The following is a 22,834-nucleotide window of genomic DNA, read 5'->3' as shown; positions in this document are numbered from 1 at the left end:
CATCCCAGTCGTCCCAGTCGGGACCCTGGGGCTCCACGATGCAGCCCGCAAGTGTTCCCGCGAGCGCGATTGCCCACCAACGACGCGCGTGCATGTGTGACGTGCCTCCGGGGGAGCCTGGGGGTCCGGCCGTACCAAGGGGATGGCTCCACCGTGCCCCTGGACGGAGGGCGGCGGGGTTTATTCACGGGCAGCACCAGGAACCCTCGCGAGGTGGGTTCCCATCGGGTGGGTCGCCCGGGGCCGGGTAGATTCGGTCCCATGGCTGGCTCTCCTCGTGTCCTTCTCCTCGCTGAACGCTTCCCGCCCGATATCGGAGGGCTTGCTCGCAGTGGCGCTCGCACTGCTGGCGCCCTGGCTCGACTGGGGGCTCGGGTGGACGTGCTCGCGTGGACGCGCACGGCGGCTCCAGGCGCTTTGAGCACGCTGGATGACGCGGGCGAGGTGACGCCGTTTGCTCGCGGTGTCACGTTGCATCGGCTGGGCCTGTTCGGAAGCAGCGACCTGTCGATGCAACACACGCTGGATGTGCTCGACTATCTGCACTCGAAGCGGCGCTATGACCTGGTATGGGGGCACTACCTGTCGCCGCCGGGATTCCTCGCCGTCGTGTTCGCTGCCTCGGTGGGGATTGCATCCACGGTGAGTGCTCGGGGCAATGACGTGGACCAGCACATGTTTCCTCCCGGGGATTTCGCTCGGCTCCTGTGGACGCTCCAGCGCGCGGATGTGCTCACCGCTGCTTCCGCCGACCTGGGTCGGAAGATGGGGTTGTTGCTCGGGAAGGATGCTCGGGTGGAGGTCATCCCCAACGCCGTCGACACCGAGGTGTTCTCACCGGGGCTCGCGGACCCGGCGCTGCGCGAGCGGCTCGGCATCGCTCCAGGCGAGGTGGTGCTCGGGTTCTCGGGGGAGCTGCGTCACAAGAAGGGACTGCCGTTCCTGCTCTCCGCGCTGTCGGAGGTGCGGCGGGCTCGGCCCGCGTGTCTGCTCGTCATCGGTGAGGTGCGTCCACGCGACGCGGAGCACCTCGTTGCCTACCGCGCGGAGCATCCCGAGGACGGTGCTCGCATCATCGTCTCCGGCGCGTTGGAGACACCCGAGGCCATCGCCGCGCACCTGCGCCTGTGCGATGTGTATCTCCAGCCGTCACTGTGGGAAGGGATGCCGAACGCGCTGCTGGAGGCGATGGCGTGTGCCTGCCCCGTCATCGCCAGTGACGCGGGTGGCATCCCCGAGGCCGTCGACCATCAGCGCAACGGATTCCTCGTGTCGAAGGCCCTGTTGAATCACCTCGGGCAGGCGTGTCTCGACGTGTTGTCGCTGTCGTCGGAGCACCGGGCGGCGATTGGCTCCGCCGCGCGCAGGCGCATCCTGGAGCGGTTTCAGTCCGATGCCGAGGCGGAGGTGCTGCGCCGCGTGCTGGCCCGCGCGGTGCCCAGAGTGGGCTGAGGGTTCGCGCGACGCTCGCCGCAGCTTCCCGAAGCGTGCGGACAGGTCACCCGTGTTCAGCCTCGCGCCTTCTCTTCAGTCCGAGCTGCTCCTCATAGGCCACCACCAGTGCCTCCCGCGCTCGGGTCCAGGTGAAGTCGCGCTCCACACGGGCGCGGGCTCTCGCACTGAGCGAGGGTCCGAGTTCGGGACTGGCTCGCAGGTCTTTCACCGCCTCCGCGATGGCCTTCGGTGAGCCTGGCCTCACCAGCAACACCTCATCGTGCCTCGCGAGCGTCCGCACCACCGGCAGGTTCGACGCGATGACCGGCGTGCCCGACGCCATCGCCTCCAACAGCTTCAGCGGACAGCAGCCCTGCACGCAGTTGCGGTCATTCACCGGCAGCGGCACCAGCACCGCGTCGCATTCGTGATGCAGCGCCGCCAGCGCGTCTTGCGGCATCGCCTCGCGCAGCTCCACCGCTCCCTCCAACAGCAAATCGCCACACCGCTCCAGCATCGCCCTCCGCTGGTGCTTGCGCAGCGGCCCCACCAGCGTCAGCACCGCGGGCATCTCCGCTCGCAACAGCCGCAGCGCATCGATGGCGTGATGCACTCCCTGCCACGACGTCATCGTCCCGCTGTAGAGCAGCCGCACCGGTTGCCCAGGCTCCAACAATCGCGGCGACGCGTGACGAAACACCTCCAGCTCCACGCCGTTCGGAATCACCCGCACGCGCGACGCCTCCGCGCCCCGCTTCACCAGGTACTCCGCCGTCACCTCACTGGGGGTCACCAGCAGATCCGCGCTCGCGATGCACGCGTCCTCCTGCGCCACCAGCTTGAGCATCAGCTCCGCGTCCTCCGCCACGTCCGGGTGGTGATACTTCAGTTCAATCGATGGCAGCCCGTTCACCTCGAACACCAGCGCATCCGTCAGCGCTTGCTTCCTCCGCGCCACCGGATAGCCCTCGAAGATGGAGCGCACGTGGACCACCTTGGCCCGGGGTCTGTTCCGCCACCACGCCGCCAGATGCGTGCGGAACGACAACGCCTGCGCCACCAGGTCCCGCCCCCGCGCATCCAGTGGGTGATACGTCACTCCCTCCACGAGTGGATGCGGGGCCGCGCTCGCGGTGGGGCCCTCTCGCAGCGCCAGCAGGTCCACGTCCCCGAAGGCAGTACCCAGGGCCTCCACGAAGGCTCGGATGTGCACGGCGGCTCCCTTGGGAGCGGGAAAGCGGTCGAAAGAGGCGTAGATGATGCCGGACGCGGAAGCCACGCCCGCGTGGTATCGCGGCTCACCCGGCTCGGCAAACCGGACGGTTTGCCCCGCTCCTCGCCGACCCATACACTCCGCGCTCGTTCCTTGGCTCCGAAGGGGAGCTGCCGCCTTGGCCTTCGACATCGACCGCTTTCGTACGGAGAAGCGCTACAGCAACACCGCGCCCGTCTCCGAGCTGATGGAAGACCTGGGCGTCCTCGCGCGCTTCGACGTGGAGATGGATGTCGTCAAGCGCCGCTGGCAGCGGCGGGCCTTCATCGTGGGCGGCGTGGGCGCGGGCCTGTTCGTCCTGTCGAACGTCCTCGACTCCGAGCTCAACCCCACGTTGACGAGCGGCCTGCTGTTCGGGGGCATCGGCCTGCTCATCGTCATGGTCGTCCTCCTGTTCAAGGCCTTCCGGTTCGGCCGGAACGACCTGGAGGACCGCCGCTACCAACTGCCCACGCTGTTGCTGCGACGGCTGGGCCGTGACATCGCTCCCGAGGAGCCCGTGTCGCTGGAGTTGGACTTCCACGCCATCGACCACAAGGCCAAGTGGAAGGGCAAGGGCATGGCGGGCACGTGGAAGACGAATGAGTTCGAGGACCCGTGGCTGTCGCTCCAGGCCCGTCTGCGCGACGGCACGCACCTGCGCCTGGCGATGACCGAGTGGCTCCAGAAGCGCTCGCGCACCCGCCGCAGTCCCGGGGGCAAGTACAAGACGAAGCACAAGCAGAAGAGCGGCACGTACCTCCAGGCCCAGCTTCGCGTGAAGCCCGAGCGCCACCCCGGGCTCGCCCGACTCCAGAGCGCGGCCCGCTCGGCGGTGAAGCTCCCTCCGACGGTGGCGCTCACGAAGCTGGAGGTGTCCGACGACCGGCTCGGCCTGCGCGCCCGGATGGACTCCGACTGGGAGGCAGCCGAGTACGTGCAGCTTCCCTCACGAGATGCGACCCGCACGTGTCTCATGATGTTGCTGAGCCTCTACCAGGTGCTCAACTTCTCCACCTCCCAGCGCAAGCAACTCCCCGCGAGGGCCTCTCCATGACGTTCCGCGCGCTCCTGCTGAGCCTCCTCCTCACCGCCGCCTGCTCGCGTCCGTCGGGCTCCGAGGCTCCGTCCTCCCAGACACAGGCCGCCACCGCGGGCGACGAGGTCCCCCTCCCGGGCAAGCTCAAGTTCAAGGACGCCGACGACCGCGAGCGCTTCTCCCTCAAGCCCAAGGATGATGGCGCCAAGCTGGTGGACGGAGAGGACCGCGAGCTCGCCCGCTACAAGTGGAAGGGCGCCGCCCTCAAGGTGTCCGGTCCGGATGACACGGCCCTGGGCTACGTCGTCGGCTCCGCGGGCGGCGCGCTCACCGTGAGGGACGGCGAGCAGCGGCAGGTGCTCTACACCCTCGCGCGGCAGGGCTCCGGCTGGCGGCTCACCGACGCGAAGGGCGCGCTGCTCTACACCGTGTCCTCGGACAACGAGGGCGCGCGCATCGAAGATGCCTCCGGCACCGAGGTCGCCCGCGTGAAGGTGCGCGAAGGCAAGGTGTCCCTCCGCGAGCCCGGCGGCAAGACGCTGCTCGCCACCAAGTCGCTGGTGCGCGCGGACGCGGCGGCGTGTCTCGCCTTCGAGAAGCTGGACCTCCCCTTCCGCGTGGCGCTGCTCCATCAAATCCAGACGCCGCCGTCCGAGTCCGCGCCATGAGTCCCTTCTCCACCGACGGCTGCGAGGTGAGCACGGGCTTCCTGTTCTCCCACCCGTGCGGCCTGCCCGCCGGCGCGCTGTGCCCGCGCTGCGGCAAGCGCGTCTGTGACGCGCACCTGACGAGTCAGGAGGACGCCCTCGTGTGCACGAGCTGCGCGGCCCTGGGCAGCGGCGACTCGGAGGACGACGGCTCGACGAACGAGGACTCGGACGACGCGAGCTCCTACTACACGGAATACGGCTACTACGGCTCGGGCTCCTCGTGGTCGCGGGGCGCCTCGAAGGACCCGCACGACTTCACCGAGGCCGACGGCGAGAGCCTGCGGCACGAGCAAGATGCCTCCTTCGAGGAGGACCTGGGCGGAAGCTGATGGGCGCGCGCTGGCTCATCTACGCGTTGGGCGGAGGCATGGGTCACTTCACCCGCGCCTGTGGACTCGCGCGCGTGGCGGCCCGACGGGGACACCGCGTCACCGTCGTGACGAACAGCGTCTTCGCTCCGGACGTCCCACTGGAGGACGTGCTGGGCGCGGGTGCCCATGTGCACCGGCTCAACCCGGACCTGGCCAAGGCCGCGGTGCGCGAGGCGGTGGAGTGCCTGCTCGACGGCGTGCGTCCCGAGGTCCTCGTGGTGGACACCTTCCCGCGGGGACTCGCGGGGGAGCTGGCGCCGCTGTTGCCCGGGCTGCGCATGGGCAAGGTGCTGGTGCACCGCGACTTGAATCCCACATACGTGGAGCGCTTCAACGTCGCGGCGGCGGTGGAGGACTTCGACCTGCTGCTCGTCCCCGGTGAGGACGCGCCCTTCTCCCAGCACCCGCGCGCCGTGCGCACCGCGCCCTGGCTCCTCCTGGAGCGCGACGAGTGGCTCAGCCGCGCGCAGGCGAGACAGCAGCTCGGCGTGGACCCGGAGGATGCGCGGCCGCTGGTGGCGGTGATGGGCAGCGGCAACGCGGAGGAGGTGGCGGAGGCGGGCGCCATCGCCACGCGGCTCCAGGCGCGGCTCGGGGCGTTGGCGCCGGTGCGGTGGCTGGCACCTCCCGGGCCCTGGTTCCCCGTGCGGCCCTCGAAGTCCGGTGCGCCCACGCGCAACCTGCTCCAACCCGTGCGCGTGTGGCCGGCGCTGGCGGTGATGCCAGGGGTGGACATCCTGGTGGGCGCGGGCGGGTACAACACCGTGCAGGAGGCTCGCGTGACGGGCACTCCGCTGGTGGCCCTGGCGCGGGCCCGGCGCTACGACAGGCAGGCGGTGCGGCTGCGTCCGGAGGAGCTGGCCCGCACCGAGGCGGAGCTGATGGAGCGAGTCGTCGCGCTGGTGGGCCCTCGCGTCGCGCGCGCGCCGGAGACGTACTCCGGGGGTGCCAGGGACGCGGTGGCGCTCATCGAGCGCGCCGTGCTCAGTGCTTGAGGTCCTTGTGGCCCGGCGCCGGGTCGATGCCGTGCGCCATGATGAAGTGGTAGACGACCTGCGGGTCTTCCTTCGGCCCGCTCATCAACTCCACCAGGAAGTGGCCCTGCGTGCCCGAGTCCGGGTCCGGCGCCACATTCACCTCGGTGACTTCGCGGCCCGCCATCACCAGCTCGCCCACGAGCACCTTGCCCTTGAGGACCTGGATGATGTGCTGACGGTCCTCCTCCAAGAGCAGCCAGTGGAAGTCGTCGTGGTCATACAGCATCGCGTCGACGGAGCCGCACCGGAGGATGCATTGGGTGTGTTCCTGGAGCCAGCGCCAGAAACCATCGAACTTCAGGGTACGTACCGGCTGGGGGAGCATGTCCATGGTGGCCTCGCGCGCGGCCAGGGGAGCTCACGCTCGCCCGCCACGTCCGACCTTCCCTAGCACGATTGCCCTCTCCCGGCGCTGATGCCGTGCGGGGAACCCCCCACCACGCCCGGTTGCTGTCCACCCGGTGAATCCCCATCGTCCTGTCCTTGTTCCTCCAGTCATGAAGGGGGCGTCGCATCCACACCCGCCCTCGGCTTCCGCGAGGTCCCAACCGTGAGCTTCCCCGCCCAGAGCCAGGTCCTTCGTGGCGTCCGCCCGACGCATCCGGAGGCGACATGAGTCTGCGCGCCTGGCTCGCCGCCATCATGGGTGGACTCGCCCTGCTGACGCTCGTGGCCGCCAGCGCGCTCATCGCCCTGACGAACGCGCAGAACCACTCGGCGAACACGCTCGGCAACTCCGTGGAGGGCCTCCACCTGGCGGAGGAGCTGGAGATCGACCTGCTCATCCACTTCCGGCTCAGCGGCGTGGCGGGCCCCGTGGAGGCGACGTCGACGCTCATCCGGGGAAGGACACTCGAGAGCATCGAGTCCTCGTTCCCCCGCCTGCTGGACGCCCTCAACAGGACGGCTTCCGGCCCCACCGAGCAGGGGCTCATCCGGGAGGTGGACAAGAACTTCGACGCCTACCTCGTCGCCCAGCGAGGGGCCGCCGAGCTGCCCCAGCGTCTGCGCGCGCAGCGGGCCATCCCCTCCCTGGACGCCGCGCTGGATTCGTTGGAGCGGCTGGTCCAGCTCAACGTGGAGGAAGCCCGGGCGGCACGGGAGTCCTCGGCGGACCTCAACCGGATGGGCAACGTCGTGGGGCTGGTGCTGTGCGGCCTGCTGCTGGTGGGCCTGGTGACGGGCACCTTCCTCTTGCGCCGCATCGCGTGGCAGCCCCTGCGCGACATCAGCCAGGCCATGCGCCGCTTCGGCGCGGGCCGCAAGCGCACCCGCGCGCCGGTGGCGGGGCCCACGGAGCTGCGCGACATGGCGCGCACCTTCAACGAGATGGCCAACAGCCTCACGCACCAGCAGGAGCAGCAGCTCGCCTTCCTCGCCGGCGTGGCCCATGAGCTTCGCAATCCGCTGTCCGCGCTGAAGCTGTCCACCGCGCTCACCGAGCGCAGCCGCGCGCAGCTCACGCCGGAGCGCATGCAGCGCACGCTGGCGCTGGTGGGACGGCAGGTGGAGCGGTTGGACCGGATGGTGGGTGATTTGCTCGACTCCACCCGCATCGAGGCGGGCAAGCTGGAGCTGCGGCCGGAGGTGCGCGACGCTCGCGAGCTGGCGCGGGGCGTGGTGGAGCTGTACCGCTCCAGCGACGGCGGACACGTGTTGCAGCTCGACGTGCCGGAGACGCCGCTGCTGGTGCGCGGGGACCCGGACCGGCTGGAGCAGGTGATGGCCAACCTGGTCAGCAACGCGTTGAAGTACTCGCCCTCCGGCAGCCGCGTGGACGTGGCGGTGCGCCGCGAGGTGGACGACGTGCTCCTCATCGTGAAGGACCAGGGCGTGGGCATCACCGAGGACGAGAAGAGCATGCTGTTCGCCCCCTTCCAGCGACTGGGGGATGCCCGGAGCAAGCGCGCCCCGGGCGTGGGGCTGGGGCTGTCCGTCGCCCGGCGCATCGTCGAGGCGCATGGCGGGCACATCGAGGTGGAGAGCACGCCCGGCGTGGGCTCGACGTTCTGCGTCCGGCTGGCCCTCGTCACCCCGGAGGCGGCGGGCGCCGCGGAGCATCCGGATGCGGGAGCCGTGGTGCCTCCGGACGCCCTGCACTAGACGCAAAGCGTTGCGTCCCGTGCTTCCGTCGGAGTCTCTGGGTGCGCCAGCGAGGCGTCGGACGTACCTTCCGGGCTCCATGACAGGAGTCGCCTGGAACATGAAGATTTCGCGCCGAGTCGCGCCGCTCGCCATCCTGCTGTCCGTGGGGGGACTGGGGGCGTGTGCCTCCCGCCAACCGGCGCCCGAGGCCCAGGCCGCGAAGCCCGCCGCCCCCGCCTCTGTCGTCCAGTCCACGGAAGGCGGCTTCTCCGTCGCGCTGCCCGGGCCGGTGAGCCAGGAGCGCCGCTCCCAAGTGACGGATGTGGGCGAGGTGACACTCCACACGTTCATCGCCGTCCGTCCGGAGTCGGACACGGCGTACTACGTCTCGTACACGGACTTCCCCTCGGCGGCGGTGTCGCAGGCGAAGCCGAGCGACGTGGTGTCCCGCGCCAGCCTGGGCGCGCTGGAGGCCCTGGGCGCCACGGGCGTCTCCTCGAAGCCGCTGACGCTGGAGGGCTTCCCGGGCTGGGAGGTGGAGGGCGTCTCCGGGCCGCGCCGGCTGCGAGGCCGCTTCTACCTGGTGGGCCCGCGCCTCTATCAGCAGCTCCTCCTGCACCCGGAGGGCAAGCCGCCCCAGGACGCGGAGGGCTTCTTCGAGTCGTTCCGCCTGGACCCCCAGATGGCGGCCATGCTCTCGGGCGCGCAGCGCTCCTGAGCGCGGTGGGCCCGAGTGTCCTAGTGAGGGCGGGTGCGGTATGCCAGCCCCGCCATGAATCTCTCGGCCATCGACCTCAACCTGTTCCTCGTGCTGCACGCGGTGCTGGAGACGGGGAGCGCCACGGGCGCGGCACGGCAGCTCCACGTCACCCAGTCGGCGGTGAGCAACGCGCTGGCGCGGCTGCGGGAGTTGTTGGGAGACCCGCTCCTGGTGCGGCAGGGGAAGGGGCTGGTGCCCACGCCTCGCTGCGAGGAGTTGAGGCCGCTGCTCGTCAACGCGGTGGCGCAGCTCCAGGTGGCCGTGGATGGCCAGCGCTTCCTGCCCGAGGAGAGCACGCGCCGCTTCACGCTGGCCTGCGGTGACAACCAGGACGTCTGCGACGTGCCCCGCGTCGTGGAGGCCTTCGCGCGCCGCATGCCACAGGCGCGGCTGCGCGTGGTGAGCATCGACTTCCTCGTCGCGTCGGATGGCATGGCGACAGGCGAGGTGGACGTCGCGCTGGGGCCTCGGCTGGTGGCCACGCGGGAGGGTTTCTGCGTGGAGGACCTCTACCTGGAGGATGTGGCCTTCGTCGTCCGCGAGGACCACCCGCTCATCCACGGGACGGTGCTGACGCGGGAGGCGTTCAACGCCTGCAAGCACATCGACATCGTCATCACCCAGGGCCGCCCGGGCGTGGGGCGCTCCATGTTCGAGCGGTTCCGCAAGGAGAACGGCCTGGAGTACAGCTCGGCGCTCGCCGTCTCCCACTTCATCGCCGCGGGCATGGCCGCCACGCGCACCGACTACATCGCGGGCATGCCGGGACGCACCGCGGACGTCCTGTGCGCCATGTTGCCCTTGAAGCGCCTGCAGTTCGTGCCCGCGCCCGCGCCCATGACGATGTCGCTCATGTGGCACACCCGCACGGACGCGGACCCCGGCTCGCGCTACTTCCGGCAGTTGCTGCTGGACGTGTTGAAGGACATGCCGCCGGCTCGCACAGAGGCGCGCGCGAAGACCCCATCGTCAGGGTCCTCGCGCCGCGCCCGGAGCCGCTGACACCCGCTGGACCCGGTGGTCCAGGGGCGTTCAGCGTGCTCGCCGCTCACCTCGTCACGGGGAGGCGACGGGGGCGTCCTCCGGGATTTCACCGAAGCCGCCGGACTCGAAGTCGTGAATGGCCTGCAGCACTTCGCGCTGGCTGTTCATGACGAAGGGGCCCAGATGGACGATGGGCTCGCGGAGGGGCTCACCCGCGAGGATGATGACGTGCGTGTCCGTGTCGGCACGCAGGGACAGGAACTCGCCGTCGTTGGCGAAGAGGGCGAGCTCCCCCTCGGTGGCCGTCTCTCCGCCGGACGACACGCGACCGGAGGCGATGAGGACGATGGCGTTGTGGTGCTTCGGCAGCGGAACCTGGAGGTCCGTCCCCGCGCTCAGCCGCACGTCGAGCAGGGAGATGGGCGTGAAGGTCCGCGCGGGGCCCTGGGTGTCGTTGAAGCCGCCCGCGATGACTCGCACCGTGCCGCCCTCGACGGGGACGGTGGGAATCTGGGTCGCGGTGATGGGCTGGTAGCCCGGCGCGGCCCGCTTGTGAGCGCGGGGCAGGTTCACCCAGATTTGAAGCATCTCGAAGACGCCACCGCGTCGGGAGAAGGCATGCTCATGGTACTCCTCGTGGAGGATGCCGGACGCCGCCGTCATCCATTGCACGTCGCCCGGGCCGATGACGCCCGAGTGGCCCGCGTTGTCGCGATGCGCGACGTTGCCTTCGAACGCGAGGGTGACGGTTTCGAAGCCGCGATGCGGATGCCAGCCGACGCCCCGCTGCCCCTTCGCGAGGGCAGGGTAGTGATGCGGAGGATGGTGGTCCAGGAGCAGGAAGGGGCTGACGCGCTCCTGCGAAACGCCGCCACTGGGGACGAGTGTCTTGACGCGGAAGCCGTCACCGACCCAGTGGAAGGGCCCGCCGCCGTGGACGCTCTCGAGCGTCCGCGCACGGGGAAGCGCGTGGGGAACGATGGGGGGAGTGAGTGTCTGGGTCGTGGTGCTCATGACACAGAACGTAAGGGCCAGGGCGGGTGTGTAAATCGCTCCCGCACATGATGCTTAGCATCACGTCGTGTGATGGTCCGCGAGCGCGAGCTGGCAGAGCGAGGTGAGCCGGTTGGAGGCCCACGTCGCCACCGGGCCCAGCGGCGTGCCCTTGCGGCGCACCAGGGCGAGGGGCCGTTGGGGCGGAGGCCCGCCCTCATAGGCGGCGAGCCGCAGCCGCATCAGCCTCCCCGCCGCCAGGTCCTCGCTCACCAGGTGCTCGGGCTCGTGGCCCCAGCCGAGCCCACCGAGGATGAGGGCATGTTTCGTCATCAGGTCCGCGACGCGCCAGCTTTTCGCCGAGAAGACGCCCCGGTCCGCCGTGCCCGCCTTTCCAGTGGGCAGACGCTCACTGAGGACGAGCTGGGTGGTGGTGGCGAGGTGCTCGTCGGTGATGACGCCCTTCACTTTCGCGAGAGGGTGTGACGGCGCGGCGACGGGGAGCATGCGCAGGAGCGCGATGGGGCGCTGCTCCAGGCCGGTGAGGTCCAGGTCCGCGCCCGCGATTCCGAGCGTGGCCTTGCGCTCGCGCAGGCGCTCCGTCACGGCGGAGAGCAGCTCCACCTCCAGCGTCAGTTCCACCTCCGGGTGTGCCTCCGCCAGCTCCTTCACGAAGGACAGCAGCGCGGGCGTGGGGAACATGGCGTCGACGACGAGCGCGAGCTGGGTCTCCTCGCCGCTCTTGAGGCGGCCGACGACGGTCTGGAACGTCGCGAGGTCGTCATGCAGTCGCCGCGCGGCGGCGACCACGGCCTCGCCCTTCATCGTCAGGCGGGGGACGCGGCTGCTGCGGTCGAAGAGGCGCAGGCCGAGCTGCTTCTCCAGACGCTGCATGGCCTGACTGACGGCGGGTTGTCCCTGGCCCAGGCGCCGGGCCGCCGCGGAGAAGCTGCCCTCCTCGGCCACCGCGCGGAGCGTCCTGAGCTGGTCGATGGTGACGCTGTCGAGCACCTGGCGACTGCATCACATCGACGCGGGCGTTGCACGCGTGGCGGGCCTTGCCCTACTTGCGCGCGGACAGCCAGGATACGATGAGCGAGCTCAGCGTCGCGGCGGCGGTGCTCTCCGAGATGGCGCCCCGGAGCATGTCGCGGGAAATCGCCTCCGCCGCGCCGATGATGCCCACGCAGCGCTGCCGCAGGGTCTCCTTCGGCAGCTCGCAGTAGGGCGCGAGCGTGTCCCGATAGAAGTCCACGTAGTTGTCCAACACGCCTTGATAGAAGTTCTCCATCTGCCCGTCGCCCTTGAGCGCGGCGGTGATGGCGTGCTGCTCGGGGCCGAGCGTCACATAGCAGTTCATGTACGCGCCGCTCATCACCCTGGCGACGTCCTCCAGCTTGCGCCGCGTGCGCTGGAGCGCCTCCTCGAGCTGGGTGACCTGCTTCGCGTCGAGGCGCTCATACAGCGCCATCAACAGCCCGGCGCGCGACTGGAAGTGCTCGTAGGGGATGGGCTTGCTGACGCCCGCGCGCTCGGCGAGGTGACCGAGCGTCAGCGCGTCCGTGCCCTCCTGCCTCACCACCGTCATCGCCACGTCGAGCAACTGCTCGCGTCGCTGGGCCTTGGGAAGCTTCTTGGCGGTGGGCTCACTCATGGGACGTCGCGACGGCACCCTTGGGGCTTAGTCGCCTCGACGCGGACGCGCAACCGGACCCCCACCGCGTCGAAATCGTGGCGAACCTACTTTTAGTAACTTACTTTAAGTAGGGTCAACGCAGCGCCATTTCCGCCGGCCCGCCGGCACCTTCAACCACTGCCCCATGGGGCAGGGGAGCGCACCCGTCATGTCTTCGAACACTCGGAAACCCGTCCTCATCGTTGGTGGCTCGGGCGTCGTCGGCTCCCAGGCCGCCAAGGCCTTGCGCCGGCTGCAACCGGACCTGCCGCTCACGATTGGCGGCCGGGATTTGGCCCGCGCGCAGGCCGTGGCCCGCGAGGTCGGCCTCGCCGACGCGGCGACGGTGGACCTGTCCCGGCCTGACTTGGGCCAGCCCGCGAGCCGCGCCTACAGCGCCGTCGTCCTGTTCGTGAAGGACGACACGCTGAACTCGCTGCGGTACGCGCAGATGCACGGGCTGCCGTACCTGGGCATCTCCACGGCCTTGTTCGAGGTCGCTCCCGAGGTCGCCCTCCACATGCATCAGCCCACGCGCTCGCCCATCTTCCTGGGCAGCAGCTGGCTGGTGGGCGCCGCCACGCTGCCCGTGCTCCAGTTCGCTCGGGAGTTCCGCGCGCTGGAGTCCATCGCCATCGGCGCCGTGCTCGACGAGCAGGACGTGGGCGGGGCCGCCGCGTACGTGGACCTGGAGCGGCAGAAGGCCGCGCCCAACAACCTCATCCTGGAGAACGGACAGTGGCGCTGGGTGGGCGGGGCCGAGGCGCTGCGCACCTTCCGCGACACCGAGGGGAATGACCTCCAGGGCCAGGCGTACTCGCTGATGGACGCCCCGAGCCTCGCCGCCGCGACGCAGGCGAAGTCCATCCGCTTCGATGTCGCCATCGGCACCTCCGCGCCGCGCCGCCGTGGCGAGCCCTTCTCCACCGAAATCATCTTCGAACTGGAAGGCACGCTGCACGACGGAACCCGGGCGCGCGTGCGTCACGAGCTGATGCACCCGGAGGGGCAGGCACCGATGACGGCGGTGGGTGTCGCCGTGGGCGTCGAGCGGTTGCTCGGGCTCGCGGGAGGCGCGCCCGTCGCACCGGGCCTCTACCTCCCCCATGTCCTCATCGAGCCGGAGTACCTGCTGCGCCGACTCCAGGAGTCCGGCACCCGGCTTCGTCGCGCGTGATGTCCCTGCTTCTTCTCCTCACAGGAGTCCCAACATGAACGCATCGAACCTGAAGCCCGTCCTCGTCATCGGTGGCTCCGGCGTCGTCGGACGCCGCGCCGTGAAGGCCCTGCGCGAACTGCACCCGGAGCTGGCCCTCCGAATCGGAGGACGTGATGTGAACAAGGCCGCGACGCTCGCGCGGGAGCTGGGCCACGCGGAGGCCGTGCGCATCGACCTGGAGCGCGAGGACCTGGGGCTGCCACCGGACGCCGCCTTCAGCGCGGTGGTGGTGCTGCTCAAGGACGACTCACTGCGCTCGATGAAGTACGCGCAGGCGAAAGGTGTCCCGTACGTCTCCTTCTCCGACTTCGTCTTCGACATCGGCCCGGCGGTGGCCCTCCACATCCAGCACCCCACCGCCGCGCCGGTGCTCTTCCTGGGGCACTTCCTGGGCGGCACCGTGGCCCTGGCCACCCTCCAGTTCGCGCGCGAATTGAAGAAGGTCCACGCCATCCAGATTGGCGCCGTCTTCGACGAGGAGGACGTGGGAGGTCCGGCGGCCAGCGGAGACATGGCGCGCCTGACGAAGGGCGTGCCCAGCCCGCTGATTCGCAAGGACGGGAAGTTCCTCTGGGCCACCGCGGAGGAGGACGTGACGCGGACCTTCCAAGGCGCGGACGGCACGCAGTGGCAGGGCCGCGCCTATCCCCTGCTGGACGTGGCCACCCTCGCGGCGGTGACGGACGCGAGCACGGTGCGGCTCGACTTCGCGCTTCGGGCCGCATCCAGCCGGAAACCCGGCCAGGGACCGGGCCACGAGGTCGTCATCGAGCTGACCGGTGAGTCGCCGGAAGGGACGATGAAGCATGTCCGTTACACGCTCGTTGATGGGGATGTTCACTCGGGGCTGAGTGGACGGGGCGTGGCGCTCGCGGTGGAACGGCTGGTGGGACTCGTGGGCGCCGCGCCCGTTGGACCTGGAATTTTTTCACCTGAATGCGTGTTAGACTCGGCCCACGTCATCGAGCGCCTGAAGGCGTGGGGTACACGGATTCAACGTGCGTGACGTGGGGGGATGACCCGCGCTCCAGCGTGGGACGACTCCGGAGGAGGGGCTCTTACGCCGTGCCAGGAGGCTGTCAGCCCTGGCGCGGATACTCGCGATTGGCGCCTTGCTCCGCACCCAGAGGGAACCTCATCCCATGACGAGCCCGCTGTCCGCCGCACCCGTGTCGCTTCCGCCGCATTCCGCACCGCCTCCCACACGTGTCGCAGCCGAGAAGTTCGAGCTTTCCCGGTTCGAGGGCGTTCTCGCGGACAAGACGAACCCCGTCTCGAGTCCGAGCGCTCCTCAGGAAGTCGCCTCCGTGGGCGTGGTGCCCCCGGTGGCGAAGATGGACGGGACGGTGCTCAACGGCATCTCCCGCTTCGTGCAGGAGCTGGAGCAGGGCCAGCGCGTGATGGACCATCTCATCCGGTCGGCGTCCTCCGGCTCGCGCTACTCCAACGCGGAGCTGCTGTCGCTCCAGGCGTCCATGTACCGCTACGCGCAGGTGTTGGACCTGGTGAGCCGCATCGTGGAGAAGGGCACCAACGGGCTGAAGGACGTCCTCAAGACGCAGGTGTAGCTACCCCGTCTTGCGACGCCGGCTCGCGGTTGGGGGCGGGGGCTCCTCTTCCAGCCGCGCGCTCAGCGCCTCGCGGACGGCGAGGACGCGGGCCTTCAAGTCCCGCAGCTCCTCCACGGCGAGCCCCGACGCCTCCAGGATGGACACGGGCACGCACTCCGCCTTCGAGCGCAGCGCGCGGCCCGGGGTCGTCAGCCGGATGCGCACCTGGCGCTCGTCCAGCATGTCCCGCTCACGCTTGACGAGGCCCGCCGCCTCCAGCCGCTTGAGCAGCGGCGTCAGCGTCCCCGAGTCGAGGAGCAACCGCTCCCCCATCGCCTTCACCGTGACGTCGTCCTCCTCCCACAGCACCATCATCGCCAGGTACTGGGGGTAGGTGAGGCCCAGCTCCTCCAAGAGCGGCCGGTACGTCCGGTTGAGCAGGTGCACCGTCGAATAGAGGGTGAAGCACAGCTGCTCGTCGAGGTGGAGCGCGTCGACACGCTTCTTGGGCTGGGGCATGGCGGTTCCTCCCTGCAACATGCGGCCCAGGTCCATTGCGCGCAATGGAATCGTGCTTCAGCTCTTTACGGGAGGGCGCGAGCGTCGCAGCCAGTGGGGCACGTGCTCCAGGAGGGCGTGCCCGTCGAAGGGCTTGAGCAGGGTGTCGAGCACCGCCGGATGGTGGACCGGGCGAGACGTCAGGGCCACCACGGTCAGCCCGGCCCATGCGGGGTGGCGGGTGACGCGCTCCAGGAAGGCGCGCCCGTCCATGCGAGGCATCTCCATGTCCAGCAGCACCAGCGAAGGCCGCCCGTGCACCTCCAGCCAGGTGAGCGCCTCCAGTCCATCCTTCGCGACCGCGCTGGGGTAGCCCGCGCTCGTGAGGACGTCGACAACGGACGCTCGCAGGTCCGCGTCATCCTCCACGACGAGCAAGGTTCCTTCGGAGGCGCCTGGCATGAGAGGTCTCCCCTAGGACAGCGTGGATGTGAGGTACAGGGAACATCTGCCGGTTCACACCGGCAGAAGAGGTCCTCAGGTCTCCTCGAACATGGCCTGGAGCACCCTCCAGGCGAGTTTCACCTCCTGGCCAGAGAGGCCGGAGAGGAAGTCGCAGATCTCCGCCACTTCTTCAGTGCGCTCCTGCTCGAAGCCGTTGAAGAGCGTCTTGAGCGACACGTCCAGGCCTGTCGTCAGCTTGCCGAGCGTATCCAGCGACGGAGAGAACGCTCCGCGTTCGATGCGTCGGATGGCATCCACGGAGAGGTCGCACCGCTCCGCGAGGGCCTCCTGTGTGAGCGTCCTGTTGACGCGAAGCTCGCGCACATGACCGCCGAATTTGCGATGGAACCTCGTCCAGTTCGCTACCTTGTTCTTCGCTTTCTCCATATTTGGTGACGGGTAATCTGGGGACGCCTTGGCCCAAGTGAAGTGAAGGTGTTGACGGTTGGACCCAGGACTTCGCACGTCCGCCCACTCGGAGGCCCTGTGTGTCGCAGGGTTGCGGGAAACCAGGTGGCAAGGTGCGAGCGTGCCTCCGCCCGGCGCTCCCCCGAGGAGCAGGGAGGCTGGCGCGCCGGGAAAATGCGCGGGCGGAAGAGTTCGTCTACGCTGCACGCCGCATGACGCATTCGGAAGTCGGGTGGGGTGGACGGCGGGCCGTGTTCCACGTCCTGGCCTGCTGTGGCCTCTTGGCCGCCTGTGAAATTGGTTCCGAGGTCCGCCCGCTCACCGCTGCTCGGGAGCCTGTCCCGGTGCCTCCGGCGGCGGTGGCGCGAGCGCCCGCGCACGCCCCACGGCGGGTGGCGCCGGAGCCCACGGAGCGCACGCGCGCGACGCAGGCGCTGGCGGTGAAGCTGGGGGCGCTCGGGACAAAGGTGGATGACCCATGCGTGGCGCCTGGGGGCTCGGGCTGCGAGCGCACCGCGCTGGCGCCCTTCTTCGAGTCGCTGGACGCGCTGTCCTCGGGCACGGCGACGGGGCCCACCGTCATCGAGGCCTTCGGCAACTCGCTCATCGCGGGGGACCGAATCGTGGACATCCTCCGAGATGATTTGGGCGCGGGCTTCGGCGCCGCGGGCCGGGGCGTGCTGCTGGTGGACCGGATGGCGCCCTACGGCGGGCGCGGACGCACCGGTTACAGCAAGGGCGGGTGGGAGCCCCGCACGCTGGGCGAGCTGCGCAAGCCCCCGCACCCGTTCGGAATCACCGGCGTGTACCACGTGGCCACCGTCGCCCGGGCGCGCAGCCGCTTCAAGCTGGAGGGCGAGCCGCGCGGCACCCTGTGGTGGCTGGACGTCCCGAAGGGCGGCGCGCTCACGGTGCTGGGTGGAGACACGGTGCTGGCGCGGACGGAGCCCGCGGGGAGTGGCGAGTCGAAGGCCACGCGCTTCGAGCTGCCCCCGGGCACGACGTCGGTGGACATCGTCGCCGAGGCGAAGGGCGCGGTGGTGCAGGGCGTGGTGTTGCAGCAGGCTCGGCCCGGCATCGTCCTGGACATGCTCGGGGTGCCGTCCGCGGACGCGAGCCTCTATGCGCGCCTGGATGACGCGGCGCTGCGCTCTCAACTGGCGGAGCGCGAGCCCCGGTTGCTGGTCTTCTTCCTGGGCGGCAACGAGTCCAAGCGCCTGGAGTGGAAGCGCACGGACTTGGAGACGCTGCGCACGGACCTGGGCGCGCTCTTGCGTCGCGCGCGCGTGGCCGCGCCGAGCAGCGCCTGTCTGGTGGTGGGGCCCATGGACGCGGTGCGCGACTCGAAGGACCAGGGCAAGGCCTTCACGCAGCGCCCCTTCCTGGAGGCCGTCGTCGACGCGGAGCGCGAGGTGACGCAGGCGGAGGGGTGCGCCTTCTTCAACCTCTACGAGGCCATGGGCGGCAAGGGCGCGCTGTCGCGCTTCCACCAGTCCGGCTTCATGCACGAAGACCTGGTGCACCCGCGCGGCCGGGGGCTGGATGTGCTGGGGCACCTGGTGACGGACGCGCTGCTGCGCGCCTGGGTGGAGACGCCGCCCGCCTCCCGCCGCGTGGCCTCGCTGGCGCCCGCCGCTGGAAGCCCTCCCACTTCGAGCGTGGAGGCCGCGCCATGATGACGCCGAGGTGGCTCTTCGCCGCGCTGTGGTTGCTCGCGACTCCGGCGCTGTCCGCGCCGCGCCTCTCGCCGGTGTGCGAGCCCGTCAACGCGGAGGCCGTCGACGGTCCTCGCGAGTTCGCTCCCGAGGTGACGCGGGCGCTGGACGCCATCGTCCGCGCGGAGCTGTCGCAGGGGCCCGTCGCGGGGCTGACGGTGGGTGTCACGCGCGGGGCCCAGCGCTGGGTGTGTGGCTATGGCCTGCGGGACATGGCCAAACGCCTGCCCGCGACGCCGCGCACGACGTACCGCATGGCGTCCGTCACCAAGTCCTTCACCGCCGTGGCCGTGTTGCAGTTGGTGGAGCAGGGGAAGTTGGATTTGGACGCGGACATCCACACGCTGGTGCCGGGCTACCCGGCGAAGCAGTGGACCGTCACGGTGAAGGATTTGCTGGGACACCTGAGCGGGGTGCCCACGTATGACGGGGTGGCCTCCAGCAACAACGTGAAGCCGGTGAGCACGCTCGAGGCCATCTCCGCCTTCTCCGAGAAGCCGTTGGCCTTCGAGCCGCGCACCCGCTACCTGTACAGCACCTGGGGCTACAACCTGCTGGGCGCGGCGGTGGAGGCCGCGTCGGGGAAGTCCTACCGCGACTACCTGCGCGAGAAGGTCTTCCAGCCCTCGGGGATGGAGCACGCGGACCTGGACGTCACCGCGACGCGCGATGAGCACCAGGCGGTGGGCTACCGCGTGAAGGAGGGCGTGCTGAAGCCCTCGCGCTTCCTGGACGTGTCCAGCCGCTTCGGTGGCGGTGGGACGCGGGCCACGGTGGGGGACATGCTCGGCTTTGGCCGCGCGGTGCTGGCCCACCGGCTGGTGACGCGCGACACCATGGGGAAGATGCAGGCCTCCATGGCCACGAGCGACGGGCGCCTCACGGACTACGGCATGGGCTTCGCCACCTATCCGCTGCGCGGCCACTACCTGGTGGCGCACGCGGGAGGGCAACCGGAGACGACGACGCTGCTGGTGATGTTCCCCGCCGAGGACACGGTGATTGCGCTGGCCACCAACATCGAGGGCGAGGCGAAGCGGCTGCGGCGCCTGTCCATCCGGTTGATGGAGGGCGTGCTGGAGGGTGGCGTCACGCGCAGGGACGCGCACTTCACGGACCCGGTGGACTCGGTGGTGTACGAGGGCCTGGGCCGCATCGCCAGCTATGGCCTGGCGTACCACCTGTGGGCCACGCGCGGACCGGGCACGCTGCCGCCGGACGAGGACCTCCCGGGCGCCTTTGCTCGCGTGTCGGAGTTGTTGGACCGCAAGCGCATCGGCAAGGACGGGAAGGGAGCGCTGGAGCGCATCCGCAGCGGGCATGACCCGAAGCTGGGCTCCGTCTTCATCCGCGTGGGTGCGCAGATGGCGCGCACGTTGGAGAAGGCCCACGGTCCGGAGCGGCTGCTGGCGTACCCGGCGGAGGGGCCGCTGTCGTTCTTCGCGGACTACCTGGCGGCGTGTGAGGCGCAGGGCGTGCCGGACACGGAGCGCTTCGGCGAGCCGCTGCGCGCGGATTTGCTGCGCTTCGTCGCGGGGTGGAAGCGCGCGGAGGTGCCGGCGCTGCTGCGCCTGCGGCTGGACGAGGAGCAGAACCCGGAGCCGCACTGGCCCACGCTGAAGAAGGCGGCGGCGCTGTCGCCGGACGTGCGGCCGGACTACTCGGATGAGCTGCTGCGCATCGCGGAGGGCTTCGCCTGGCGCAAGCAGGCCGTGAATCGCGTGCGCTGGCTGGAGCGGGCGGTGGAGCTTCATCCCAGGAGCGTGGACGCGCGGTGGGCGCTGTCCCAGGCGCTGCTCACGGTGAAGCGGGACGGAGAGGTGCTGGCGCACCTTCAGGAGGCCCTGGCGACGCCGCAGGGCGCGGTGTCCCTGGCGCCGATGTCGTTCATCAAGCGTGTGGTGATGGACTCGGAGGCGCCGCCGCGCGTGGGGTTGGGCCTGCTGCGCGCGGGCGTGGCGCTGCACCCGGAGTCGCCCGAGCTGTGGGACGCGCTGGCGAAGCGGGAGAAGGCCCAGGGCCACAAGGCGGAGGCGAAGGCGGCCCTGCGGCAGGCCCGTCGCGCGCGAGAGGCCCGTCCGGAGCCGTCCTCGTCCGAGCCGCCGGCCAACCGGGCGGGCGTGGACCGTGGCTCGGGCCCCGTGCCGGATGACCACGGGCTCGTGCGTCCGCGTCAGACGCTGTGAGCCGAGGCCCTTCGGGAGGACTGTGCGAGGATGCCTCGCGTGTCCGGCATCCCGTGTCCCTTCTGTCAGGCCCCCTTCGCACCCGGCGCTCGGCGCTGCGCGGCGTGTGGCGCCTCCCTCCTGGTCGCTCCGCCTTCCGACTCGCAGGTGGCCGTCTGCGCCATCCATCCGGAGTGGATGAGCTTTCATGCATGCACGCGCTGCGGCGCGTTCGCGTGCTCGGAGTGTCTGCGCGAGGGGCCTCACGGCGAGCTGGTCTGCGCGCGGTGTCATGAGCGCTCGCCGTACTCGCCGCTCGCGTGGGACCAGCGCGCGGAGCTGGGCTGGGCGAAGGCGTTCTGGACGACGTGCGTGGACGTGATGCTGCGTCCGGGCGCGACCTTCGGCCGGATGTCACCGGAGGGGAGCGTGGGCAGTTCGCTCTTCTTCGCGCTGCTCACGGCGCTCGCCGGCTACTTCGTCACCACGCTCCTCTACTTCGCCGTCCTGCTGGTGGTTCCCTACGAGAACCTCGCGTCCCGAGGGCTGGACGAGCCGGGCCCCGGCTTCTTCCGGGGCGCCGTCGTGTTCTTCTTCTTCCTCTGGATGGTGTTGATGCCCCTCTTCAGCGTGGGCATCACCGTGGTGGCGTCCGCGCTGGACCATCTGGTGCTGCGGATGGCGGGCGCGCCGAGCACGTTCACCGCGACGCTGCGCGGACATGCCCTGTCCCAGGGCGTCTACCTGATAGGCCTGGTGCCCTTCTGCGGCATGTATGTGATGCCCTTCTGGAGCGCCGGCGCGCGGGTGGCCGCGTACCAGAAGCTGTATCGCGTGGGCTGGGGGCAGGCGGCGTTCGGCGCGCTGTTCGTGCCCGTCGTCACCTGCTGCCTGGGTGTGGGTGGCTACGCCGCGATGATGGCGACCCTGATGAGGTCTCCGTAGGCTCAGTGCTTCGGGTCCGCGTCCGGCGGGGACTCGTGCCGGTCATCGTGTCCCTGGGCGAGGTGGCGTTGTCGGGCGCGCGCGTGCACGCGCTTGAACTGCTGGGTCAGCTCCGCGAGCTCCTCCTCGGTGGCGTCCTCCAGGTCCGTGAATTCATCGCGCGCGTGCTTCTGCGCGCGGATGAGCTCGTCGAGCTTGAGGTGGATGGCCTTCGCGTCCCGGTTCTGCGTGGCCTGGATGACGAACACCATCAGGAACGTGATGATGGTCGTCGAGGTGTTGATGACGAGCTGCCAGGTGTCGCTGAAGTGGAACAGCGGCCCCGACACCGCCCAGAGCAGGACGACGGACACGGCGACAAGCAGGGCCTGGACGGAGCCCACGCGCTCGGAGACGCCCTGGGCGAACTTGTGGAAGCGCTCATGCATCCCCGGAAGGATGGGCATGAGCGCGAGGGTCGGCTTGGTTGTCTGGACGCTGCCCGAGCGCCTGCTCGCCCTGCGGCCGGACGCTACTGCCCGGCGGACGTCCCCGAGGACGGGAGGGCGGCGGTGACGGTGCGCTGCTTGGGCCAGAAGCGCGCGCCATGCACGCCGTCGAGCTGGGCCAGGCGCTTCTTGCTCCGCGCGTCGTAGATGCGCGCGCTGTGGTCCGACGCCACGAGCAGCAGGGCTCCCCGCACGCGCAGCTCCACCACCGACGTGGGCTCCAGCGACAGGGCCTCCGGCTCGGAGAGGCGATCATTCGCCTCCCAGCGCAGCGGTGGCATCAGCACCGGCAGCTCGCGCGCCGCCCGCCATGCGTACAGCGGGCCACCGTGCGTCTCCAGCGCGACCCAGGCGCCGTACTCGGTGTGGCCCTTGTCCTTCACCACCGCGTCCAGGCGCGCCGCCTCGCTGTCCTCGGTCAGCTCCGTCGCCGCGGGCGCATCCGGGTCCGCGCCGAACGTCGAGGACACCAACTGGCTCGCGGTGGCCAGCGCCGTCGTGCCCGGTGCGTCCTCCCTCTCGTACACCGTCGCCACGGATTCGATTCGCTTCCACGTCTCGCCCTCGCGGCGGTACGCGTGAGCAAGACCCGCCGGGCTGCCCTCCGTCTCCTCCGGCACCGGCAGCCGGCGGCCGTCCACGACGAAGACCTCCTCGCCGCGCTCCTCCTTGCGCGTCAGCCCCTCCAACTGGGACACGAGCGCGACGACACGGCCTTGTGCGTCAAAGCCAAGTGAGTCCGTATGGCCCTCGTCTGGGAGTGCGAGCGGCGTGAGGGCCTGAGGGGCGTCGAAGTCCACCTTCCAGGCGCGGGGCGGCAGAGTGCCGTTGCCCCGGTCCACCAGCGCGCCCTGCTTGCCGTCCGGGCTCCAGGCCAGGCCCAGGCGCTCGCAGGGGGCATCCACGGTGGCCAGGGCCTTGCGTATGCCCGTGGGGTCCTGGCGTATCCAGGTACAGCCGGAAGGAGCGGCGTCCTGCAGGAGCGAGAGCGCGAACGAGGGC

At 70.2% G+C, this 22,834-nt stretch carries 24 protein-coding genes; 14 read left to right on the top strand and 10 right to left on the bottom strand.

Annotation, left to right across the window (positions count from 1 at the left end):
* Positions 1-261: 261 nt before the first annotated feature.
* The gene (locus HUW62_RS32775; protein ID WP_176436647.1) at positions 262-1,452 is read left to right on the top strand and encodes a glycosyltransferase; all 1,191 of its coding nucleotides are present in this window, start codon (positions 262-264) and stop codon (positions 1,450-1,452) included.
* A 46-nt stretch (positions 1,453-1,498) separates the two neighbouring features.
* Here HUW62_RS32775 and HUW62_RS32770 read toward each other — a convergent pair whose 3' ends face one another.
* Positions 1,499-2,713, bottom strand: a complete 1,215-nt coding sequence (locus tag HUW62_RS32770; protein ID WP_368670523.1) for a glycosyltransferase family 4 protein — start codon at positions 2,711-2,713, stop codon at positions 1,499-1,501.
* Between the two features lie 112 nt (positions 2,714-2,825).
* Between HUW62_RS32770 and HUW62_RS32765 the strand changes: the two genes are divergently transcribed.
* The 4 genes from HUW62_RS32765 to HUW62_RS32750 are packed head-to-tail and all read left to right on the top strand — an operon-like array spanning position 2,826 to position 5,801.
* Positions 2,826-3,743: a hypothetical protein gene (locus HUW62_RS32765; protein ID WP_163866034.1), complete on the top strand. Its 918-nt coding sequence runs from the start codon at positions 2,826-2,828 to the stop codon at positions 3,741-3,743.
* Positions 3,740-4,393 (top strand): hypothetical protein, encoded by a 654-nt coding sequence (locus HUW62_RS32760; protein ID WP_176436645.1) that lies wholly within the window; start codon positions 3,740-3,742, stop codon positions 4,391-4,393. Before HUW62_RS32765 ends, HUW62_RS32760 begins: the two co-directional genes overlap by 4 nt.
* Positions 4,390-4,764, top strand: coding sequence for a hypothetical protein (locus HUW62_RS32755; RefSeq protein ID WP_163866036.1), 375 nt, complete (start codon positions 4,390-4,392; stop codon positions 4,762-4,764). The genes HUW62_RS32760 and HUW62_RS32755 overlap by 4 nt, the downstream gene beginning before the upstream one ends.
* Positions 4,764-5,801 carry a hypothetical protein gene (locus tag HUW62_RS32750; RefSeq protein WP_176436644.1) on the top strand — a complete coding sequence of 346 codons (1,038 nt, stop codon included), beginning with the start codon at positions 4,764-4,766 and terminating at the stop codon, positions 5,799-5,801. Before HUW62_RS32755 ends, HUW62_RS32750 begins: the two co-directional genes overlap by 1 nt.
* Here HUW62_RS32750 and HUW62_RS32745 read toward each other — a convergent pair.
* On the bottom strand, positions 5,791-6,174 hold the full coding sequence (locus tag HUW62_RS32745) for a serine/threonine protein kinase (protein WP_163866038.1): 384 nt from the start codon (positions 6,172-6,174) through the stop codon (positions 5,791-5,793). The two genes, HUW62_RS32750 and HUW62_RS32745, sit on opposite strands and share 11 nt — an antisense overlap.
* Positions 6,175-6,455: 281 nt before the next feature.
* Here HUW62_RS32745 and HUW62_RS32740 point away from each other — a divergent pair, with 281 nt between their 5' ends.
* The 3 genes from HUW62_RS32740 to HUW62_RS32730 all read left to right on the top strand — a co-directional run bounded on the left by HUW62_RS32740 (position 6,456) and on the right by HUW62_RS32730 (position 9,690).
* The gene (locus HUW62_RS32740; protein ID WP_176436643.1) at positions 6,456-7,946 is read left to right on the top strand and encodes a HAMP domain-containing sensor histidine kinase; all 1,491 of its coding nucleotides are present in this window, start codon (positions 6,456-6,458) and stop codon (positions 7,944-7,946) included.
* A gap of 100 nt (positions 7,947-8,046) precedes the next feature.
* Positions 8,047-8,646 (top strand): hypothetical protein, encoded by a 600-nt coding sequence (locus HUW62_RS32735; RefSeq protein WP_163866040.1) that lies wholly within the window; start codon positions 8,047-8,049, stop codon positions 8,644-8,646.
* A 54-nt stretch (positions 8,647-8,700) separates the two neighbouring features.
* Entirely contained in the window at positions 8,701-9,690 is a 990-nt protein-coding gene (locus HUW62_RS32730; RefSeq protein WP_176436642.1) for a LysR family transcriptional regulator, read from the top strand.
* A 54-nt stretch (positions 9,691-9,744) separates the two neighbouring features.
* Here HUW62_RS32730 and HUW62_RS32725 read toward each other — a convergent pair whose 3' ends face one another.
* Genes HUW62_RS32725 through HUW62_RS32715 form a run of 3 tightly spaced genes read right to left on the bottom strand, consistent with a single transcriptional unit; the run spans position 9,745 to position 12,319 of the window.
* A complete protein-coding gene (locus HUW62_RS32725) occupies positions 9,745-10,686 on the bottom strand; it encodes a pirin family protein (protein ID WP_163866042.1) in 942 nt (313 codons plus the stop codon).
* 60 nt (positions 10,687-10,746) lie between these two features.
* Complete coding sequence (locus tag HUW62_RS32720; RefSeq protein ID WP_176436641.1) at positions 10,747-11,676, bottom strand: LysR family transcriptional regulator; 930 nt, start codon at positions 11,674-11,676, stop codon at positions 10,747-10,749.
* 52 nt (positions 11,677-11,728) lie between these two features.
* A complete protein-coding gene (locus HUW62_RS32715) occupies positions 11,729-12,319 on the bottom strand; it encodes a TetR/AcrR family transcriptional regulator (protein ID WP_176436640.1) in 591 nt (196 codons plus the stop codon).
* Between the two features lie 190 nt (positions 12,320-12,509).
* Between HUW62_RS32715 and HUW62_RS32710 the strand changes: the two genes are divergently transcribed.
* The 3 genes from HUW62_RS32710 to HUW62_RS48140 all read left to right on the top strand — a co-directional run bounded on the left by HUW62_RS32710 (position 12,510) and on the right by HUW62_RS48140 (position 15,127).
* Positions 12,510-13,517, top strand: a complete 1,008-nt coding sequence (locus HUW62_RS32710; RefSeq protein ID WP_163866045.1) for an NAD(P)-dependent oxidoreductase — start codon at positions 12,510-12,512, stop codon at positions 13,515-13,517.
* Between the two features lie 34 nt (positions 13,518-13,551).
* A complete protein-coding gene (locus HUW62_RS32705; protein ID WP_163866046.1) occupies positions 13,552-14,565 on the top strand; it encodes an NAD(P)-dependent oxidoreductase in 1,014 nt (337 codons plus the stop codon).
* Between the two features lie 301 nt (positions 14,566-14,866).
* Complete coding sequence (locus HUW62_RS48140; protein WP_217911684.1) at positions 14,867-15,127, top strand: hypothetical protein; 261 nt, start codon at positions 14,867-14,869, stop codon at positions 15,125-15,127.
* Here HUW62_RS48140 and HUW62_RS32695 read toward each other — a convergent pair whose 3' ends face one another.
* The 3 genes from HUW62_RS32695 to HUW62_RS32685 form a co-directional block, all read right to left on the bottom strand.
* Positions 15,128-15,628, bottom strand: coding sequence for a MarR family winged helix-turn-helix transcriptional regulator (locus tag HUW62_RS32695; RefSeq protein ID WP_176436638.1), 501 nt, complete (start codon positions 15,626-15,628; stop codon positions 15,128-15,130). It abuts the gene before it with no gap.
* A gap of 57 nt (positions 15,629-15,685) precedes the next feature.
* Complete coding sequence (locus HUW62_RS32690) at positions 15,686-16,069, bottom strand: response regulator (RefSeq protein ID WP_176436637.1); 384 nt, start codon at positions 16,067-16,069, stop codon at positions 15,686-15,688.
* A gap of 75 nt (positions 16,070-16,144) precedes the next feature.
* Positions 16,145-16,435, bottom strand: a complete 291-nt coding sequence (locus HUW62_RS32685) for a helix-turn-helix domain-containing protein (protein WP_240356396.1) — start codon at positions 16,433-16,435, stop codon at positions 16,145-16,147.
* A 296-nt stretch (positions 16,436-16,731) separates the two neighbouring features.
* Between HUW62_RS32685 and HUW62_RS32680 the strand changes: the two genes are divergently transcribed.
* Genes HUW62_RS32680 through HUW62_RS32670 form a run of 3 tightly spaced genes read left to right on the top strand, consistent with a single transcriptional unit; the run spans position 16,732 to position 21,344 of the window.
* Entirely contained in the window at positions 16,732-18,195 is a 1,464-nt protein-coding gene (locus HUW62_RS32680; protein WP_176436636.1) for an SGNH/GDSL hydrolase family protein, read from the top strand.
* Positions 18,192-20,420 (top strand): serine hydrolase domain-containing protein, encoded by a 2,229-nt coding sequence (locus HUW62_RS32675; protein WP_176436635.1) that lies wholly within the window; start codon positions 18,192-18,194, stop codon positions 20,418-20,420. The genes HUW62_RS32680 and HUW62_RS32675 overlap by 4 nt, the downstream gene beginning before the upstream one ends.
* A 30-nt stretch (positions 20,421-20,450) precedes the next feature.
* Positions 20,451-21,344, top strand: coding sequence for a YIP1 family protein (locus tag HUW62_RS32670; RefSeq protein WP_176436634.1), 894 nt, complete (start codon positions 20,451-20,453; stop codon positions 21,342-21,344).
* 2 nt (positions 21,345-21,346) lie between these two features.
* Here HUW62_RS32670 and HUW62_RS32665 read toward each other — a convergent pair whose 3' ends face one another.
* Together HUW62_RS32665 and HUW62_RS32660 are read right to left on the bottom strand one after the other, a co-directional pair.
* Positions 21,347-21,790, bottom strand: a complete 444-nt coding sequence (locus tag HUW62_RS32665; RefSeq protein WP_255203772.1) for a low affinity iron permease family protein — start codon at positions 21,788-21,790, stop codon at positions 21,347-21,349.
* Positions 21,791-21,855: 65 nt separating this feature from the next.
* Positions 21,856-22,834: hypothetical protein (locus HUW62_RS32660; RefSeq protein WP_176436633.1), on the bottom strand; the 979-nt coding region annotated here is incomplete at its 5' end.

Origin of the sequence: Myxococcus sp. AM011, assembly GCF_013372595.1 — a bacterium.
Classification (GTDB): domain Bacteria; phylum Myxococcota; class Myxococcia; order Myxococcales; family Myxococcaceae; genus Myxococcus; species Myxococcus eversor.
This window is presented reverse-complemented; position numbering and strand designations above follow the sequence as displayed.

Excerpts from the sequence above, each read along its gene's own strand:
- HUW62_RS32775 (WP_176436647.1), top strand. The coding sequence starts at position 262 with ATGGCTGGCTCTCCTCGTGTCCTTCTCCTCGCTGAACGCTTCCCGCCC.
- HUW62_RS32760 (WP_176436645.1), top strand. The coding sequence starts at position 3,740 with ATGACGTTCCGCGCGCTCCTGCTGAGCCTCCTCCTCACCGCCGCCTGC.
- HUW62_RS32755 (WP_163866036.1), top strand. The coding sequence starts at position 4,390 with ATGAGTCCCTTCTCCACCGACGGCTGCGAGGTGAGCACGGGCTTCCTG.
- HUW62_RS32750 (WP_176436644.1), top strand. The coding sequence starts at position 4,764 with ATGGGCGCGCGCTGGCTCATCTACGCGTTGGGCGGAGGCATGGGTCAC.
- HUW62_RS32745 (WP_163866038.1), bottom strand. The coding sequence starts at position 6,174 with ATGGACATGCTCCCCCAGCCGGTACGTACCCTGAAGTTCGATGGTTTC.
- HUW62_RS32740 (WP_176436643.1), top strand. The coding sequence starts at position 6,456 with ATGAGTCTGCGCGCCTGGCTCGCCGCCATCATGGGTGGACTCGCCCTG.
- HUW62_RS32735 (WP_163866040.1), top strand. The coding sequence starts at position 8,047 with ATGAAGATTTCGCGCCGAGTCGCGCCGCTCGCCATCCTGCTGTCCGTG.
- HUW62_RS32730 (WP_176436642.1), top strand. The coding sequence starts at position 8,701 with ATGAATCTCTCGGCCATCGACCTCAACCTGTTCCTCGTGCTGCACGCG.
- HUW62_RS32725 (WP_163866042.1), bottom strand. The coding sequence starts at position 10,686 with ATGAGCACCACGACCCAGACACTCACTCCCCCCATCGTTCCCCACGCG.
- HUW62_RS32715 (WP_176436640.1), bottom strand. The coding sequence starts at position 12,319 with ATGAGTGAGCCCACCGCCAAGAAGCTTCCCAAGGCCCAGCGACGCGAG.
- HUW62_RS32710 (WP_163866045.1), top strand. The coding sequence starts at position 12,510 with ATGTCTTCGAACACTCGGAAACCCGTCCTCATCGTTGGTGGCTCGGGC.
- HUW62_RS32705 (WP_163866046.1), top strand. The coding sequence starts at position 13,552 with ATGAACGCATCGAACCTGAAGCCCGTCCTCGTCATCGGTGGCTCCGGC.
- HUW62_RS32695 (WP_176436638.1), bottom strand. The coding sequence starts at position 15,628 with ATGCCCCAGCCCAAGAAGCGTGTCGACGCGCTCCACCTCGACGAGCAG.
- HUW62_RS32690 (WP_176436637.1), bottom strand. The coding sequence starts at position 16,069 with ATGCCAGGCGCCTCCGAAGGAACCTTGCTCGTCGTGGAGGATGACGCG.
- HUW62_RS32680 (WP_176436636.1), top strand. The coding sequence starts at position 16,732 with ATGACGCATTCGGAAGTCGGGTGGGGTGGACGGCGGGCCGTGTTCCAC.
- HUW62_RS32675 (WP_176436635.1), top strand. The coding sequence starts at position 18,192 with ATGATGACGCCGAGGTGGCTCTTCGCCGCGCTGTGGTTGCTCGCGACT.
- HUW62_RS32670 (WP_176436634.1), top strand. The coding sequence starts at position 20,451 with ATGCCTCGCGTGTCCGGCATCCCGTGTCCCTTCTGTCAGGCCCCCTTC.
- HUW62_RS32665 (WP_255203772.1), bottom strand. The coding sequence starts at position 21,790 with ATGCCCATCCTTCCGGGGATGCATGAGCGCTTCCACAAGTTCGCCCAG.